Here is a 17,287-nt window from a genome sequence, read left to right as displayed (position 1 = left end):
GAAGATCCACTCCGGTGGGAGTTCGCAGACTATCCGCGTCCTTCCCCGGCTGGTGAGTGATCGTTTCCCGCGGGTGCGGTGGTGTGCGTGCGCCAGAGGGCTTGGTAGTGCTCCGGGCTGTGGGCTGTGCCGGGTAGGGAGGTTGTGGGTCCGGGGCGCAGGCCGTCGATCGCGATGGCGAGGACGCGCTGGCGTGCGGTGTTGTCCTGTGCGCTGGGGGCGGCGGGGTGTCGCACACCGAACTGGCCGATGAACAGGAAGATGTCCATGGTGGTGACGTCGCCGCGCAGCGCGCCGGCGGTGCGCGCGCGTGCGATGAGCGCTTCGGCGAGCTCTTGGGCACGCTCGCTGCTTCGCCGCATGGCGGGGGTGGGGCGGATGGTTCCGGCGAGGGGGGCGAGGGTTCCCAGGCCGAAGTCCACGCAGCGCTGGATGAACGCCACGAGGGCCTGCCACGGCTCGTCGATGGCGGCACTCGCCTCGGCCGCGGCGGCGATCTGGTCCATGGAGTCCTCGCACAGGTGCTGAAAAAGCTCCTCCTTGGTCCGGTAGCGGCGGTAGAGGCTGCCCATCCCCACGCCGGCCCGTTCGGCGATGGCCGCGACGGGAGCGCCGAAGCCCTGGACGGCGAAGACCTCACGGGCGGCCTCGATGAGCGCGCGGTCGTTGCGGGCGGCACGGGCCTGCGGGCCTGGCTTGCGGCGGGGCACGGGTGTCTCGGGCGTCTCGGGGGAGGCGGCGTCGCGCATGACGCCAGGATAGCGCTTGCGGAGCGATTCACTCCGAGTTAGCTTACTCGGAGTGAATCGCTCCGAATGGAGGAGGTGTTTCGGTGCAGGCTGTCATGCTGCGGGAGTTCGGCCCGCCGGAGGTGCTGGTCGCCGAGCAGGTGCCCGATCCCGTCGCCAAGCCGGGACAGGCGCTGGTGGCGGTACAGGCCGTCAGCGTCACGTTCGTCGAGACCCAGATCCGGGCCGGACGTGGGCCCACCCCCGCCCACCGCCCTTCGTTGCCGGTGATCCCCGGCAACGGCGTGGGCGGAGTGGTGACCGGGGTGGGCGAGGGCGTCGACCACGGGCTGCTGGGCGCTCGCGTGGTGACCACGACCGGTGGCAGCGGCGGCTATGCCGGACTGGTCGCGGTGGACGCCGCCGAGCTGATCCCCGTCCCCGAAGGGCTTCGGGTGACCGACGCCACGGCGCTGCTGGCCGACGGCCGCACGGCCATGCTGCTGAGCCGCACGGCGGCCCCGGGCCCGGGCGAGTATGTGCTGGTGGAGGCGGCGGGCGGCGGCGTCGGCAGCCTGCTGGTGCAGTTGGCCGCCGCCCGTGGCGCCCACGTGATCGCCGCCGCCGGTGGCGCGGCCAAGCTGCGGCTGGCCGAACGCCTGGGCGCCCGGTCGGCAGTCGACTACACCGATCCCGGCTGGCCCGACCGGGTACGCGCTGCCACCGGCGGCGCCGGTGTCGACCTGGTCTTCGACGGGGTCGGCGGCGCCATCGGCGAGGCGGCCGCGGGCCTGCTGCGGCGTGGCGGCCGCCTCTGCTCGTTCGGCATGGCCAGCGGACAGGCGACCACGCTCGACGGCCCCACGGCCGACCGCCTCGGGATCACGGCTGTGGGCTTCGGCCCGCCGCCCGCCCCCGGGGAGCTACGTCAACTGGTCCGCGACGCACTCGCGGAGGCCGCCGCCGGACGGCTGCGCCCGACGATCGGGCAGACCTTTCCGCTGTCGGCCGCGCCGGAAGCGCACGCGGCCATCGAGGCGCGCGCCACCCTCGGCAAGACCCTCCTCATCCCCACCCCTCCTCCACGAAACGGCAGATGACATGGCCGCTGACAGCATCATCCTCGTGACCGGCGCGACCGGGAACCAGGGCGGCGCGACCGCCCGCCACCTCCTGGCCCGGGGCCAGCGGGTACGCGCCCTGGTGCGCGACCCGGACACCCCCGCCGCGCTCCGGCTCAAGGCCCGGGGCGCCGAGCTTGCCCGGGGCGACCTGAACGATCCTGACTCGCTGCGCCGCGCCATGACCGGCGTCCACGGCGTCTTCAGCGTCCAGGCGCTGGCCTACGAGCCCGAGACCCTGGCCACCGAGATCCGCCAGGGCAAGAACGTGGCCGACACAGCCCAGGAGACGGGAGTGGCCCACCTGGTCTACAGCTCGGTTGGCGGGGCCGAACGCGACACCGGCATCGATCACTTCGAGAGCAAGGCCGCCATCGAACGCCACATCCAGGCCCTCGGCCTGCCCGCCACCGTGCTGCGTCCGGTGTTCTTCATGAACAACCTGCTCCACTACGCCGACGCCACGGAGAACCGCGAACGCGTCATGCGGCTCCCGGTGGACCCGGACCGGCCCCTGCAGATGATCGCTGCCGACGATATCGGCCACTTCGCCGCCGAGGCATTCGACCACCCCGCCGACTACCTCGGCAGGGAGCTGGAGATCGCCGGTGACGCCCCCTCCTTCTCCCAGGTCGCCGAGATCTACCAGCGCGTCACCGGCGTCCCCACCCGCCTGGAGCCCGAACCCATCACCGAGCGCATGTTCCAGTGGTTCGCCGAGAGCGGCTACCAGGCCGACATCCCCACCCTGCGCCGCCTCCACCCGAACATGCTGACCCTGGAAGCCTTCCTGCGCCGGCACACCGGGCCCGCCGACGCCTGATCCCCAGGCGTGCGTTCTGCCGCAAGCGGGGCGCTTGCAATTGCTAGCACCGTCCGGCAGGCTGGGGTCATGGCTTCACTCGGTGTGGGAGATCTGGGGGCGTTCCTCCGGGAGCAGCGGCGGCAGGCGCAGTTGTCCCTGCGTCAACTGGCCGACGCCGCCGGGGTGTCCAACCCCTATCTCAGCCAGATCGAGCGCGGGCTGCGCAGGCCGAGCGCGGAGATCCTCCAGCAGATCGCCAAGGCGCTGCGGATCTCCGCCGAGACGCTCTATGTCCAGGCCGGCTTTCTCGACGAGCGGGTGCAGGAGGAGGCCGATGCCGAAGCGCGGGTCGGGGTGCGCGAGGCGATCCTCGCCGACCCGGGCCTGAACGAGCGGCAGAAGGAGGCCCTGCTCCAGATCTATGTCTCGTTCCGGAGCGAGAACGCCCGCGACCAGCCGGCCGGCGAGGCGCCAGCGCGCGACCGGCCGGCCCGCGACGGGCCGGCCGGGGCCAAGCCGGCCGGGGCCGGAGACGAGAGACCGCGCGGCCGGCGCCGCCCGCGCGCCCGCGACCAGCACGACGACTGACCGACCCACGGGAGGGACCACCATGGCCATCACCGATGACCTGCGGAAGACACTGACCGACTCCACGCCGCTCTATGTGGCGGCCGGCACCGCCGACCTCGCCGCGCAGAAGCTGCGCGAGCTGCCCGCCACCCTGGACCGGCTGCGGGCCGAGGCCCCCGAGCGGCTGCCCAAGCTGCGCGAGCGCGCCCAGCACGCGGCGCTGACCGGCGTCGGCCTGGCCCTGGAGTACGCGGTCAAGGCGCGCGAGACCTACGACGGGCTGGCCGAGCGCGGCAAGACCGTGGTCGAGCGGCGGCGCGGCGAGGACGAGCCGGCCGAGGGCTGGTCCGAGGTGAAGGTCGAGCGCGCCCCGGTCACCGAGCCGGTGACTGAGCCGGCCAGCGTCACCGAGGAGGCGGAGGCCGCCGAGGCCAAGGAAGCGGCCGGGGAGGCCCCGGCCGGGGCCACGGAGAAGAAGGACGCGCCGGCCAGGCCCCGCCGGGCCAACGGCAGCCGAAGGGCCGCCGCCCGCGAGCCGAGGAAGATGCCGCCCAAGGACTGACCGGGACGTGGCGTCAACGGCCGGGAGCCTGGGCATTACCGACCCGGGCTCCCGGCCGGTAGCGTGGATGACGAGCATCGGCAAACGGCCGCAAACGGACACGGTGGGTGGCAGAGCATGTTTTACGAGACGTTTATGTCGCTGTGGTTCTACCTCTTCCTCGCGCTGCTGCTGCTGAGCGGCTACGCGTTGATCCACGCGGCGCTCCAGCGCGAGGACGCGTTCCGCGCCGCCGACAAGCAGACCAAGCCGGCCTGGCTGGTGATCCTCGGCGTCTCCGTCGCGGTCCAGCTGGCCATCCCGATGCTGCTGCTGGTGCTGGCGGCGACGGTCGCCACCATCGTCTACCTCGTCGACGTGCGGCCGGCGCTCCGCGCCGTGACCGGCGGCGGTGGCGGCGGGCGCGGCGGCTGGAGCAGCAGCGACGGCCCGTACGGCCCCTACAACGGCAACCGCTGACACGCGTCCCCCGGCTCCGGCCGGGAGGCCGTGGGAAGGTTAGCCGTGGCTGGTTCCTGCCCTTAGCATCAACGGGACAACAGCCGCTGAATGCCAGAGGAACTGCCGTGCGCTTTCGCCTGACGCCGAAGGAGACCAGCTTCTACGAGCTGTTCTCCACCGCGGCCGACAATGTGCTCAGTGGCTCGAAACTGCTGATGGAGCTGCTGGGCGCCGACGCCGCTACGCGGGTGGAGATCGGCGAGCGGATGCGCGCGGCCGAGCACGCCGGCGACGATGTGACCCACGCCATCTTCCACCAGCTGAACTCGTCGTTCGTCACCCCGTTCGACCGGGAGGACATCTACCGGCTGGCCTCGCTCCTCGACGACATCATGGACTTCATGGAGGAGGCCGTCGATCTGGTGGTCCTCTACGAGATCGACGAGTTGCCGAAGGGTGTGGAGAGCCAGATAGAGGTGCTCGGCCGGGCGGCGGAGCTGACCGCCGAGGCGATGCCCAGGCTGCGGGACATGCGGGACCTCAACGAGTACTGGATCGAGGTCAACCGCCTGGAGAACCAGGCCGACCAGGTCCACCGCAAGCTGCTGGCGCAGCTGTTCAACGGGGGCTTCGAGGCCATCGAGGTCATGAAGCTCAAGCAGATCGTGGATGTGCTGGAGGAGGCGGCCGACGCCTTCGAGTCGGTGGCCAACACGGTGGAGACCATCGTGGTCAAGGAGTCCTGAACCCACCGTGGACACCTTCGCACTGATCGTCGTGGTCGGCGTCGCGCTCATCTTCACCTACACCAACGGGTTCCACGACTCGGCGAACGCGATCGCCACCTCCATCTCCACCCGGGCGCTCACCCCGAGGGTCGCCCTCGGCATGGCCGCCGTGATGAACATGGCCGGGGCCTTTCTGGGCTCGGGCGTGGCCAAGACCGTCAGCGAGGGGCTGATCGCGACCCCGACGGGCAAGCAGGGCATGGTCATCCTCTTCGCCGCGCTGGTCGGGGCGATCGCCTGGAACCTGATCTCCTGGCACTACGGGCTGCCCTCCTCGTCCTCGCACGCGCTCTTCGGCGGGCTGGTCGGCGCGGCGCTGGCCGGCAGCTCGACTGTCCACTGGGACGGGGTGCTCACCAAGATCGTGATCCCCATGTTCCTCTCCCCGCTGATCGGCCTGGTGCTGGGCTACCTCGTGATGGTCGGCATCCTGTGGGCGTTCCGGCGGGCCAACCCGCACCGGGCGCAGCGCGGCTTCCGGATGGCGCAGACCGTCTCGGCGGCGGGCATGGCCCTGGGGCACGGGCTCCAGGACGCGCAGAAGACCATGGGCGTGGTGGTGATGGCCCTGGTGATCGCCGACGTCCAGGACGAGAGCGACGCCATCCCGGTCTGGGTCAAGGTGTCCTGCGCGCTGATGCTCTCGCTGGGCACCTACGCCGGCGGCTGGCGGATCATGCGGACCCTGGGGCGGCGGATCATCGAGCTGGACCCGCCGCGCGGCTTCGCCGCCGAGACGACGGCGGCCTCGGTGCTCTACACCGCTTCGTACTTCTTCCACGCGCCGATCTCGACGACCCATGTGATCACCTCGGCGATCATGGGCGTGGGCGCCACCCGCCGGGTGAGCGCGGTGCGGTGGGGCGTGGCGGGCAGCATCGTGCGGGGCTGGTTCATCACCATGCCGGCGGCCGGCGGGGTGGCCGCGCTCTGCTATCTGCTGGTGCACCTGGTCGTCGGTTAGAGCCGTCGACCGGGGCGCCGGCCGGGCCGCCCACCGGGGAGCGCGGTCACCTCTCGGTCACGACTTCCACACAGACTCCATACCCGGGAGCATGGTCGCGGCCCCTTTCTTCCGCTCATGATCGAGTGGGGGGATGGATGACGCCCCCTGTCAACTTCTGTCATCAGGGGGACAGTTGAGGAAAAACTCATCTATGGAGCCGGCCCCGATACCCGGCCGGCGGGCCAGGGTCAGGGTCACCACCGCCGTTACCGCGACCGCCGTGGCGCTCGCCGTCACCGCGACGCTCGCGACCACGGCCGGCGCCGAGCCGACGTCGACGGGCACCGTGCCCACCGTCTCCGAGGGACAGGCCAGGGGCGAACGCCTCACCCTGATCACCGGCGACCAGGTGGTGCTGGGCCCGGGCGGGGAGGTCGCCGGGCTGATCCCGGCCGAGGGCCGCGAGAACATCCCGGTGCGCACGTCGCACGCGGGCGGCGGCGTCTCGGTGCTGCCGGCCGACGTGCTGCCGCTGATCGCCGACGGCACGCTGGACCGCCGCCTCTTCGACATCGATGCGCTCGGCCAGCAGCGCCGCCAGCAGGACGAGGGCCTGCGGCTGATCGTCTCCTACACCGAGGGCGCCGAACAGGCGGAGGCCGCCGAGCTGTTCGCCGACGCCGACCCCGAGGTGGGGGCCACCCTCTCGGCGGTCAACGGCGAGGCGCTGACCGTCGCGGACGCGGACGCGGCCGCGCTGTTCGCCGCGCTCACCACGCGCTCCGAGGGCGCCGCCACCCTGTCCGCCGCGCCGGCGATCGAGTCGGTGGCGCTGGACGGCGTGGTCACCAAGTCGCTGGACGTCAGCGTCCCGCAGATCGGCGCGCCCGAGGCGTGGGAGGCCGGCTTCGACGGCAGCGGCGTCACCGTCGCCGTGCTGGACACCGGCATCTCCGCCGAGCACCCGGACCTCGGCACGGACAAGATCGTCGCCGAGCAGAACTTCTCCGAGTCCGACACCGCCTCCGACCGCGACGGCCACGGCACCCATGTCGCGTCCACCGTCGCCGGAGTCGGCGACCCGTACTCGGGCGTGGCGCCCGGCGCCTCGCTGATCAACGGCAAGGTGCTGGACGACTACGGCAGCGGCTACGAGTCGGACATCATCGAGGGGATGCAGTGGGCCGTCGATGAGGGCGCCGACATCGTCTCGATGAGCCTGGGCGGCTACGCCGGCCCGGAGATCGACCCGATGGAGGAGGCCGTCAACACCCTCTCCGCCGAGAGCGGCGCGCTCTTCGTGATCGCCGCCGGCAACGAGGGGCCGTCCGCCGGCACCATCGGCAGCCCGGGCACCGCCGACGCGGCGCTCACCGTGGGCGCGGTGGACGACGACGACGCGCTCGCCGAGTTCTCCTCCGTCGGCCCGCGCACCCGCGACGGGGCGCTGAAGCCCGACGTCACGGCGCCCGGCGTGGACATCGCCGCCGCCGGCGCCGAGGGCGCGGCGATCTGGGAGTACGGCACCCCGGTCGACGACACCCATGTCGCGATCTCCGGCACCTCCATGGCCACGCCCCATGTGGCCGGCGCCGCCGCGCTGTTGGCGCAGGCCAACCCGGACCTGACCGGCGACCAGATCAAGGCCGCCCTCGCCGGCTCGGCGATCACCGCCGACGGCTACACCGCCTTCCAGCAGGGCTCGGGCCGGATCGACGTCCCGGCGGCCATCGCGCAGAGCGTGATCGCCGAGCCGTCCTCGCTGAGCTTCGGCGCCGTGCCCTTCCCGCACGAGGACGCCGAGCCGGTCACCAGGGAGCTGACCTACCGCAACCTCGGCGACGCCGATGTGACGCTCCAGCTGACGGCCGAGGGCACCGACCCCGAGGGCAACCCGGCCCCGGATGGCCTGTTCACCCTCAGCGCCGACGAGGTCACCGTCCCGGCCGGCGGCACCGCGACCGTCGAGGCCACCGCGAGCACGGCGGCCGGCGAACTCTTCGGCGGGCACTCGCTGTTCGTGACCGCTACCGCCGAGGACGGCACCACCGTCACCACGGCGGGCGGCGTCGAGCGCGAGGAGGAGAAGTTCGGCCTCGACATCGAGGTCACCGACCGCGCCGGCGGGCCGTCGCAGGACGCCTGGGTGACCGTGACCGAGCTGGCGACGCTGGAGCAGTACGACGTGCCCCTCGTCGACGGCGTCGCCAGCGCGCGGCTGCCGGAGGGCGAGTACCTGGTCGACGTCGCGAACTTCCACGCCACCGAGGACGGCGAGGAGTTGCTCGGCATCGACTGGCTGGTGGAGCCGAACGTCACGCTGACCGAGGACACCTCGCTCAGCGTCGCCGCCACCGACGCCCAGCCCGTGGACTGGACCGTGGAGGACGAGGCGGCCGAGCAGTCCGACCTGAACGTCGGCTTCGAGGCCCTGGACCCGGAGGCGGGCACGTCGCTCGGCTCGTCCTGGTCGGCGACCGGCCTGGCGGAGGGCTTCCACACCGCCCAGCTGGACACGCCGGACAGCCCCGACAACTTCGTCGGCTTCGCCAGCGCCGCCTGGGACAACGTCGAGGCCAACGCCCAGTACCGGGCCGCCGACAGCAGCCAGGGCGCGTTCTACACCGGGCTGACCGCCCACCTCGCGCTGGACGAGACCGCGCTGGTCGAGGCGGCCATCGGCTCCTCCGTGCCGGACACGACGGGCGCGCTCTTCGTCTACCCGGAGGTTGGGGGCTTCGCCTCCGCCAACGCGGTGCCGCTGCCGCTGACGACCAACCTCTACGTCCAGGAGGGCGTCTGGGCGGCCGACTACCTCCAGAGCTCCGAGGAGATCTTCGGCTTCGGCTTCGGTTTCTCGGACTACACCGAGTACCTGGCCGGCGAGACCTACGACCTCACGTTCAACGTGGGCGTCCACGGCCCGGCGGCGAACGAGGACACCTCGCTGGTCCGCGAAGGGGACACGCTCTACGGCTGGGTCAACCCGTTCACCGACGGCGCGGGCAACCCCGTCTTCACCGCGTACGAGGCGGCGAGCACCACGCTCTACCGGAACGGCGAGGAGTTCGCCACGGCGGACGACCTGCTGGACGCGGTCGAGTTCGAGCTGCCCGCCGATGAGGCCGAGTACGAGCTGGTCACCACCGTCTCCCGGGGCGCGCCGGTGGCCGCGGTCAGCACGGAGGTCACCGCCTCCTACACGTTCACCTCGGCGGCGACCGAGGAGGCGACGGAACTGCCGTTCAGCGCCGTCCGGTTCACCCCGGAGCTGGCCCTGGACAGCACCACGCCGGCCGGTGAGACGCTGACCGTGCCGGTCACCGTCCAGGGCGCGGCCGCCGAGAACGTCGAGTCCCTGGTCGTCTCCGCCTCCACCGACGGCGGCGAGACCTGGGAGGAGGTCGAGGTCACCGACGGCGCGGTCGAGATCATCAGCCCCGAGGCCGGCGGCAGGGTCTCGCTGCGCGCCCAGGTCGACGACGGCGAGGGCAACGCGTTGACGCAGACCATCATCGACGCCTACCGCACCGCCTGACCGACCCGCACGAACGGGCGACGGCCCGCGTTCCCTCCCGTTCGAGGAGGGAACGCGGGCCGTTCGGCGTGACGAGCGCGGCGGGTCAGCCGAAGCGGCCGGAGATGTAGTCCTCGGTCGACTGGACGGAGGGGTTGGAGAAGATCTTCTCCGTCTGGTCGATCTCGATCAGCCGGCCGGGCTGCCCGATCGCCGACAGGTTGAAGAAGGCGGTGCGGTCGGAGACCCGGGCCGCCTGCTGCATGTTGTGGGTGACGATCACGATGGTGTACTCGGACTTCAGCTTGTCGATCAGGTCCTCGATGGCGAGCGTGGAGACCGGGTCGAGCGCCGAGCAGGGCTCGTCCATCAGCAGCACGTCCGGCTGGACGGCGGTCGCCCGGGCGATGCACAGCCGCTGCTGCTGGCCGCCCGACAGGCCCGAACCCGGCCGCGCCAGGCGGTCCTTGACCTCGTTCCACAGGTTGGCGCCGCGCAGGTTCTTCTCCACCAGGTCGTCCAGCTCGGACTTCCGCCGCCCGCCGCCGTTGAGCCGGATGCCGGCGGCGACGTTGTCGTAGATCGACATGGTGGGGAACGGGTTGGGCCGCTGGAAGACCATCCCGATGGTGCGGCGCACCGACACCGGGTCGACGCCCGGGCCGTACAGGTCCTCGTTGTCCAGCAGCACCCGGCCCTCGACGCGGCCGCCCGGGGTCACCTCGTGCATCCGGTTGAGGGTGCGTAGGAACGTCGACTTGCCGCAGCCGGACGGGCCGATGAACGCGGTCACCGCGCCCGGCTCGATGTGCATGGTGATGTCCTCGATCGCCTTGTGGGCGCCGTAGTACGCGGTCAGCCCGCTGACATCGATGCGCTTGGCCATGATGGGTGGCACCTCTCCTAACGGCCGGTCTTGGGGGCCTTCCAGCGGGCGATCCCGCGGGCGACCAGGTTGAGAACCATCACCAGGGCGATCAGCACCAGCGCCGCCGCCCAGGCCCGGTCGTAGGCGGACTCGGTGCCGTAGGCCCACTGCTCGTAGACGTAGAGCGGCAGCGAGGACTGGGCGCCCTCGAAGACGTTGGCGTTGATCATGTTGTTGCCGAACACCAGCAGGATGATCGGCGCGGTCTCGCCGGCGATCCTGGCCAGGGCCAGCATCACGCCGGTGGTGATCCCGCCGATGGCGGTGGGCAGCACCACCTTGAGGATGGTGCGCCACTTGGGGATGCCGAGGGCCAGCGACGCCTCGCGCAGCTCGCCCGGGACCAGCTTGAGCATCTCCTCGGTGGAGCGGACCACGATCGGCATCATCAGGATGGCCAGCGCCAGCGCCCCGGCGAAGCCCGAGTAGCCCAGGTCCAGCATCATGATCCACAGGCTGAGGACGAAGAGACCGGCGACGATCGAGGGGATGCCGGTCATCACGTCCACGAAGAACGTGATCGTCTTCGCCAGCTTCCCCCGCCCGTACTCCACCAGGTAGACGGCGGTCAGCAGCCCGACCGGGATCGCCAACAGCGAGGCGAGCGTGACCTGTTGCAGGGTGCCCAGCAGCGCGTGGTAGATCCCGCCGCCGTCCTGCCAGCTGAGGACGCCGTTCATCGAGTGGGTCAGGAAGTACCAGTCGACGCCGGGCCCGCCCCGGGAGACGGTCTCCCAGATCAGCGACGCCAGCGGCAGCACGGCCAGCACAAAGCTGGCCCAGACCAGGGTGGCGGCCAGCCGGTCCACGGCCTGCCGCCGGCCCTCGACGGCCGAGGTCAGCACGAAGCGGGCGACCACGAAGACGATCGCGGCGATCATGCCCCACTGCACCCGGCTGTCCAGCCGGCCGAGCAGGCCGGTGGCGACGCCGACGGCGACCGAGCCGAGCAGCAGCGCGGCCAGCGACCAGCGCGGCAGCCTCGGCGGGCGGAGCGTCTTGGGGCGGACGTCGGCGGCGGCGCGGGTGCGGTTCAGGGTGGACTGGCTCATGCGTTGGCCCCCGAGTACTCCTTGCGGCGGGCGATGATCAGCCGGGCGGCGCCGTTGACCAGCAGGGTCAGCAGGAAGAGCACCAGGCCGGAGGCGATCAGCGCGTCCCGGCCCATGGAGCCGGCCTCCTTGAACTGGCTGGCGATGTTCTGCGCGAACGTTCCGCCGCCGGACTCCAGCAGGCTGGCGTTGATCAGGAAGCTCGGCGAGAGGACCGTGGCCACCGCCATGGTCTCGCCCAGCGCGCGGCCGAGACCCAGCATGGAGGCGCTGATCACGCCGGACCTGCCGAACGGCAGCACGGTCACCCGGATCACCTCCCAGCGGGTGGCGCCCAGCGCGAGCGCCGCCTCCTGGTGCGCCTTGGGCGTCTGCTGGAAGACCTCGCGGGTCACCGAGGTGATGATCGGCAGGATCATCACGGCCAGCAGGATGCCGACCGTCATCAGCGAACGGGCCGGGCTGCCGTCGTAGGCGAAGACCCCGGTCCAGCCGAACAGGTCGTCCAGCCACTCGTAGACCCCGGTCAGCCGGGGCACCAGGTAGAGCGCGCCCCACAGGCCGTAGATGATGCTGGGCACGGCGGCCAGCAGGTCCACCAGGTAGCCGATGGGCGTGGCCAGCCGGCGCGGCGCGTAGTGCGAGAGGAAGAGCGCGATCCCCACCGCGACCGGCACCGCGATGACCATCGCGATCACCGAGGAGACCACGGTGCCGAAGAGCAGCACCGCGATCCCGAAGTACGGCGGGTCGGCGTTGGCCTCCCAGGCGAAGGTCGTCAGGAAGTTGCCGTCGTTGGCCCGGATGGCGACCACGGCGCGGATGGCGAGGAAGACCGCGATCGCGGCCATGATCACCAGCAGCGCGATGCCGGAGCCCTTGGACAGGTTGCTGAACACCCGGTCGCCCAGGCGCGTGGTGCTCCGGTTCGCGCCCTGGGGTGCGGGCGCGGGGGCCGGCGGCTTGGTGTCGTTCACGGTCATCTGGGCCTCAGTCCATCGCCTCGACGCGGTCCCGCACCTGCTGGATGATGTCGTCGGAGATCGGCGCGTAGTCGATCTCGGCCAGCGCGCGCTGGCCCTCCTCGCCGGCGGTGTAGTCGAGGAACGCCCGGGTCAGCTCCAGGGTGGCGGGGTCGTTGCCGCCGTCGCAGACGATCTCGTAGGTGACCAGCACGATGGGGTAGACGCCCTCCTCCCTGGTCGCGTAGTTCAGCTCCAGCGCCAGGTCCCCGTCCTCGCCGACCACCTCGGCCTCGGCGATGGCGTTGGAGGAGTTCTCCACGGTGGCCTCGACCGGCTCGCTGGCGCCGGTGTCCACGCGGACCGTGTCCAGGTCGTTCTGGTGCGCGTAGGACAGCTCGAAGTAGGCGATGGCGCCCTCGTTCTGCTGCACCATCCCGACCAGCCCCGATGAGCCGTCGGCCGACTGGCCGCCCCGGCCGCGCCACGCCTTGTCCGGCTCGTAGGGCCAGTCCTCGGGTGCGGAGGCGTGGAGGTAGGTGGTGAGGTTCTCGGTGGTGCCGGAGCCGTCGGAGCGGTGGAACGGGGTGATCGCCAGGTCGGGCAGGTCGACGCCCGGGTTGAGCGCGTCGATCGCCGGATCGTTCCAGCGGGTGATCTGGGAGTCGAAGATCCGCGCCAGCGTCGAGGCGTCCAGCGTCAGCTCGGGCACGCCCGGCACGTTGTAGCCGAGCGCGATCGGCCCGGCCGCCATCGGGAGGTGGATCGCCCGGCCGCCGTCGCGGCAGACCCGCCGGGACTCGTCGACCTCGCCGGGGCTCAGCAGCGAGTCGGAGCCGGCGAACGCGGTGGTGCCCTGGAGGAACTCCTGCACCCCGGCGCCGGAGCCGGTCGCCTTGTAGTTGATCTGGCTTCCTTCACAGTTGGCCTGGTAGGTGTTCACCCAGACCTCCATCGCGTTGGCCTGGGCGCTCGACCCGGAGGCCAGCAGCGTCCCGCCCGGGCCGCAGGCGAGGTCGTCCACGGTGAAGTCCACCGCCCCGGGGAGGCCGGAGTTGTCGTCCGTGCCACAGGCAGTGAGGACCAGAGCGCCCGCCGCCAGCGCGGCGCCAAGACCGAGCGCCCGCCGCCCCCTCGTGCGCGAAAGCTTCACTGTCGTCGATCCTTCCCGTAACCGTTCTCACCCGAAAGTAGGTTGATCAGGTGAATCGGCTTACGGTCAAAAGTGAATAGCAAATGAATCAGGCGGGGCGGTCAGGTTGCCGGCCGGGTGCACGATACTGCCCGGTTGGCGGACGATTCGTTACGCTATACCCGTCAGGGGTATATGAGCAGAAGGCGGCGTTATGACCACGGCGAAGACGGCGGCCGGGCCCGGCACGACCGGCGGCGAGGACGCGGCGGCGCCGCACGGCGACGGGTCCCCCCAGCAGGGCCAACCCGACCAGCACGGGCAGCACGGCTACAGCAAGGACAAGGACGCCCACCTCAAGCGGCTGCGCCGGATCGAGGGACAGGTCCGCGGCCTCCAGCGGATGGTCGAGGAGGACGTCTACTGCATCGACATACTGACGCAGGTCTCCGCCTCCACCAAGGCGCTCCAGTCGTTCGCCCTCCAGCTGCTGGAGGAGCACCTGCGGCACTGCGTCGCCCACGCCGCGCAGGAGGGCGGGCCCGAGATCGACGCCAAGGTCGAGGAGGCCACCGCCGCCATCGCGCGGATGCTGCGCACCTGAGCGCTCAGGCCACCGCGCCCCAGTAGACCTCGCCCGGCTCGGGCAGCGCCACGTCCACCGGCACGCCGAAGCCGTGGAGCGTCACCGTCGAGGTCACCTCGACCGAACGCAGGCCCTGGGCCAGGCTGAACCGGTGCCGCACCCGCCGGGGCGTCCCCGCCTCGTCGAGGTAGGCGTCGAACGGCACCTCGGTCCTGGTGAAACCGGCCACGGCCGCCGTCAGCTGCTCCCTGGTCGGGTCCGAGGGCGCCGCCTCGGCGGCCAGCGCGATGTCCGTCACGCCCCGGTAGTGGCGCACCGACTCCCCGCCCAGCTCGGTCAGCCCCAGGTCGTCCGCGCTGCGCGCGCCGCGCAGCAGGGCGAACGCCGTGATCGGGTCGGTCGCGCCGCCGGTCACCAGGTTCCCGTCGGGCACGCCGGCGACCTCGACCCGCACCCACTTGTCGGGCGGCACCCCGGCGCCCCGGTTCTTCATGAACAGTTCACCCGGCGCGAAGACCTCGGTGACCGGCTCGGCCCCCCGGTCGCCGCCCGGGTCGGGCGGCAGGGACACGCTCAGCTCGCCCAGGCCCCGCGCGTAGTCGAAGGCGCCCTCGCCCTCGATCGTCACCTCGGTGCCGCCGGAGGCCATCCGCATCGCGGTGCGGGCCCGCGAACTGCCGGAGTCCGTCAGCCGGTCGGCGGCCTGCCGCACCGCCGCCAGCGGATCGTTCCCGCCGCGCGCCTCGGGGGCGGCGGCGCCGGTGCCCGTGCACCCGCTGACCGCCAGCACCAGCGCCAGCAGGCCGCCCCAGCCGAGCGCGGCCGTTCGCCGCCTCACCACCATGGACCCCTGACACCCTCGCGTTGTTCGCGTTCTGACTACCGGCTAACGAGGTCCCGGCGGGGCCGTTACGGTGGTGGGGTGGACGACCGCGGGGAGCGCCGCCCGGAGAACACACCCGAGCAGCGGGCCTCCCCGGACGACCCGACCCCCGGCCACCGCGTGGAACTGTTCGAACGCGGACCGTTCCTGGCCGCCCGGTGCAGCTGCGGCTGGTACGGGCCGGCCCGCAGGTCACGGCCGCTGGCCAGGGACGAGGCCGCCGGCCACCTGGGCCGCCCACCGGAGGTCTGAGCGCCGCTACGCTGCCAGACCGCGTTCGCCCGGGCCCGGGGGCGCGCCCGTGACGCGGGTGGTGGTGGCCGTCCCGCCGCCGGGGCGGGCCAGCCAGCCGAGCCAGCGCGTGGCCGCGCCCGCCCGGACCAGCGGCGTCAGGGTCGCCAGCGCCAGCGGCGCCAGCAGCAGCGCGACCGCCATCCCCAGCGCATAGCCGCCGACCACGTCCGTCGGATAGTGCACGCCCATCACGACCCGGGCCACGCCCTGCACCAGGGCCAGCGCGAACGCCACCAGCCCGAGGGTCCTGTGCACCAGGAAGAGGGCCACGGCGATGGCCATCGCAATCCCCGCGTGATCGCTGACAAACGAGTAACCGTCCTTGCCCGACACCAGAACGATCAGATCCGGATGGTTCTCGTGCGGGCGCGGGCGCGCGACAAAGGCGCGGATCGGCACGTTGGCCAGCCAGGTCAGCACGGCGGCCAGCAGCGCCCAGAGACAGCCCGGCACCGCCTGCTCCGCGTCGGGGCGCCGGCGGACCAGCAGCCAGCCGACCACCACGAGCGCCACCAGCGCCAGCGGGAGGCCCCACTCGCCGACGAAGGTCACCACGGAACGCCCCCAGCCGGGCAGCCGCTCGGCGAGGCCGTTCACGTCGTGGAGAACGTCCAGCTCGAAATCGGGATCGTCGAGTTCAGCCATGTGCCGCGTGGCCCCTTCGTGCTGTGGGGGACCCCGCCAGGGAGGGCGGGGAGGAGGAGCCCCTGTTCCGGTACAGGTAACGCCCTTCCCCTCCCCCGGAGTGCCGACGTCCATCGAATGCCGGCCACAGCGTTATCGAACAGCAACGCGTTGCCGCAGTTCAGCGCCGTATCACTGGCCAAAGGCTGGCCCTGCGTGACGAACGCCTCGGGGGCGCCCCGGTCTACGCCGCGACCGGTCGGGTCGCGCCGAAGTAGTCGGCCGAGTCGATCGGGTCGAAGCGGATCTCCGCGCCGGTGTAGGGGGCGTTGATCATGTAGCCGCCACCGACATAGATGCCCACGTGGTGGATGCTGCGCGGGTCGGAGAGGTCGGTGGCGAAGAACACCAGGTCGCCGGGGAGGAGTTCGTCGCGGGACGGGTGCGGGCCCGCCGTCCACTGGTCGTTGGCGACCCGGGGCAGCTCTATCCCGACCGACTCGTAGGCCGCCTTGGACAGGCCCGAGCAGTCGAACCTCCCGTCGTCCTCCGGCGTTCCGTCGCCGCCCCACAGGTAGGGCGTGCCCAGGTGCTCCTGGGCGAACGCCACGGCGCCGGCCGCCTGTTCGAGCGGGGGCAGCCGTTCCTCCCCGGCTCCGTCGTCCGCCTCGGGCGGCGCGGCGTAGCCGGCCTCGGCGGTGCGGATGATCCGGACGTAGTTCTGGGTCTCCTCGTAGGGCGGGACGCCGTTGTAGCGGATCACCGCGTAGGGGCCGGCGTTGTAGGCCGCCAGCATGTTGTCCACGGGGTCGCCCGGCACGTCCTCGACATAGCCGGCCAGCGCGCAGTCGTAGGCGGCGGCCGACGGGATGGCGTCCTGCGGGTCCCAGACGTTGGCCACGCCGTCGCCGTTGGCGTCGATCCCGTGGGTGGCCCAGGTGCCGGGGATGAACTGGGCGATGCCCTGCGCGGCCGCGTGGCTCTGGACGTCCGGCTGCCAGCCGCTCTCCTGGCCGATCTGGGCGGCCAGGATGGCGGGCGAGAGCGTCGGGCAGGAGTTGCCCCACTGCTGGACCAGCGCCTCGTACTCGGGAGGCACCGTGTTCTCCGCGAGGCGGCCGTCGCCGCCGCCCGGCCGGCCGGCGCCGCCGAGGAGTCCGGCGGAGGCGCCGTAGACGCCGATCACCAGGAAGCCGACGAAGGCCGCGAGCAGCCCGAAGCCGACCCCGGTCACCGTCACGATCCGGCGCATCGCCCGCCCCTTCTCTCCCGGCTCTCCCCGACGAAACGCGCTCCCAACGGCCGCCGTTCCCCGCCGGGTTCGTTCGGCCCGTTCGATGGTGACACG

At 72.0% G+C, this 17,287-nt stretch carries 18 protein-coding genes; 10 read left to right on the top strand and 8 right to left on the bottom strand.

The window, feature by feature from the left end; all coding sequences use genetic code 11:
• Positions 1-29: 29 nt before the first annotated feature.
• Positions 30-749 (bottom strand): TetR/AcrR family transcriptional regulator, encoded by a 720-nt coding sequence (locus FH609_RS11065; protein WP_139667348.1) that lies wholly within the window; start codon positions 747-749, stop codon positions 30-32.
• 83 nt (positions 750-832) lie between these two features.
• Here FH609_RS11065 and FH609_RS11060 point away from each other — a divergent pair, with 83 nt between their 5' ends.
• From FH609_RS11060 to FH609_RS11025, 8 genes are all read left to right on the top strand, one after another.
• Entirely contained in the window at positions 833-1,828 is a 996-nt protein-coding gene (locus FH609_RS11060) for a zinc-binding dehydrogenase (protein ID WP_139667349.1), read from the top strand.
• Position 1,829: 1 nt separating this feature from the next.
• Positions 1,830-2,672, top strand: a complete 843-nt coding sequence (locus FH609_RS11055; RefSeq protein ID WP_139667350.1) for an NmrA/HSCARG family protein — start codon at positions 1,830-1,832, stop codon at positions 2,670-2,672.
• Between the two features lie 69 nt (positions 2,673-2,741).
• Positions 2,742-3,242 (top strand): helix-turn-helix domain-containing protein, encoded by a 501-nt coding sequence (locus FH609_RS11050; protein ID WP_139667351.1) that lies wholly within the window; start codon positions 2,742-2,744, stop codon positions 3,240-3,242.
• A gap of 22 nt (positions 3,243-3,264) precedes the next feature.
• Complete coding sequence (locus FH609_RS11045) at positions 3,265-3,786, top strand: hypothetical protein (protein ID WP_139667352.1); 522 nt, start codon at positions 3,265-3,267, stop codon at positions 3,784-3,786.
• Between the two features lie 117 nt (positions 3,787-3,903).
• Positions 3,904-4,245, top strand: a complete 342-nt coding sequence (locus tag FH609_RS11040) for a DUF2516 family protein (RefSeq protein ID WP_139667353.1) — start codon at positions 3,904-3,906, stop codon at positions 4,243-4,245.
• 107 nt (positions 4,246-4,352) lie between these two features.
• Positions 4,353-4,973: a DUF47 domain-containing protein gene (locus FH609_RS11035; protein WP_139667354.1), complete on the top strand. Its 621-nt coding sequence runs from the start codon at positions 4,353-4,355 to the stop codon at positions 4,971-4,973.
• Positions 4,974-4,980: 7 nt separating this feature from the next.
• Positions 4,981-5,979, top strand: coding sequence for an inorganic phosphate transporter (locus FH609_RS11030; protein ID WP_139667355.1), 999 nt, complete (start codon positions 4,981-4,983; stop codon positions 5,977-5,979).
• Positions 5,980-6,172: 193 nt separating this feature from the next.
• On the top strand, positions 6,173-9,499 hold the full coding sequence (locus FH609_RS11025; protein ID WP_139707864.1) for a S8 family serine peptidase: 3,327 nt from the start codon (positions 6,173-6,175) through the stop codon (positions 9,497-9,499).
• Positions 9,500-9,584: 85 nt separating this feature from the next.
• On the opposite strand, the gene pstB is transcribed toward FH609_RS11025, so the two are convergent.
• Genes pstB through pstS form a run of 4 tightly spaced genes read right to left on the bottom strand, consistent with a single transcriptional unit; the run spans position 9,585 to position 13,573 of the window.
• A complete protein-coding gene (gene pstB, locus FH609_RS11020; RefSeq protein ID WP_122185313.1) occupies positions 9,585-10,364 on the bottom strand; it encodes a phosphate ABC transporter ATP-binding protein PstB in 780 nt (259 codons plus the stop codon).
• A 17-nt stretch (positions 10,365-10,381) separates the two neighbouring features.
• Positions 10,382-11,458 (bottom strand): phosphate ABC transporter permease PstA, encoded by a 1,077-nt coding sequence (gene pstA, locus FH609_RS11015; RefSeq protein WP_139675768.1) that lies wholly within the window; start codon positions 11,456-11,458, stop codon positions 10,382-10,384.
• Positions 11,455-12,441 (bottom strand): phosphate ABC transporter permease subunit PstC, encoded by a 987-nt coding sequence (pstC, locus tag FH609_RS11010; RefSeq protein ID WP_139675771.1) that lies wholly within the window; start codon positions 12,439-12,441, stop codon positions 11,455-11,457. The genes pstA and pstC overlap by 4 nt, the downstream gene beginning before the upstream one ends.
• A 7-nt stretch (positions 12,442-12,448) precedes the next feature.
• Positions 12,449-13,573, bottom strand: coding sequence for a phosphate ABC transporter substrate-binding protein PstS (pstS, locus tag FH609_RS11005; RefSeq protein WP_139675773.1), 1,125 nt, complete (start codon positions 13,571-13,573; stop codon positions 12,449-12,451).
• A gap of 193 nt (positions 13,574-13,766) precedes the next feature.
• Between pstS and FH609_RS11000 the strand changes: the two genes are divergently transcribed.
• On the top strand, positions 13,767-14,156 hold the full coding sequence (locus tag FH609_RS11000; protein ID WP_139707862.1) for a metal-sensitive transcriptional regulator: 390 nt from the start codon (positions 13,767-13,769) through the stop codon (positions 14,154-14,156).
• A 4-nt stretch (positions 14,157-14,160) separates the two neighbouring features.
• Here the strand turns inward: FH609_RS11000 and FH609_RS10995 are convergent, their stop codons facing one another.
• A complete protein-coding gene (locus FH609_RS10995) occupies positions 14,161-14,982 on the bottom strand; it encodes a hypothetical protein (RefSeq protein ID WP_139675470.1) in 822 nt (273 codons plus the stop codon).
• A gap of 78 nt (positions 14,983-15,060) precedes the next feature.
• On the opposite strand from FH609_RS10995, the gene FH609_RS10990 reads away from it, so the two are divergent.
• Entirely contained in the window at positions 15,061-15,273 is a 213-nt protein-coding gene (locus FH609_RS10990; protein ID WP_139675472.1) for a hypothetical protein, read from the top strand.
• A 6-nt stretch (positions 15,274-15,279) separates the two neighbouring features.
• Here FH609_RS10990 and FH609_RS10985 read toward each other — a convergent pair whose 3' ends face one another.
• Positions 15,280-15,960 (bottom strand): phosphatase PAP2 family protein, encoded by a 681-nt coding sequence (locus FH609_RS10985; protein WP_139675474.1) that lies wholly within the window; start codon positions 15,958-15,960, stop codon positions 15,280-15,282.
• Positions 15,961-16,183: 223 nt separating this feature from the next.
• Complete coding sequence (locus FH609_RS10980; RefSeq protein WP_139675476.1) at positions 16,184-17,191, bottom strand: NlpC/P60 family protein; 1,008 nt, start codon at positions 17,189-17,191, stop codon at positions 16,184-16,186.
• Between the last annotated feature and the right edge of the window lie 96 nt (positions 17,192-17,287).

The organism is Streptomyces sp. 3MP-14, from assembly GCF_006334905.2.
Classification (GTDB): domain Bacteria; phylum Actinomycetota; class Actinomycetes; order Streptomycetales; family Streptomycetaceae; genus Streptomyces; species Streptomyces triticirhizae.
Note: the sequence above shows the minus strand (reverse complement) of the source record. Positions and strands in the feature narration are given on the sequence as shown.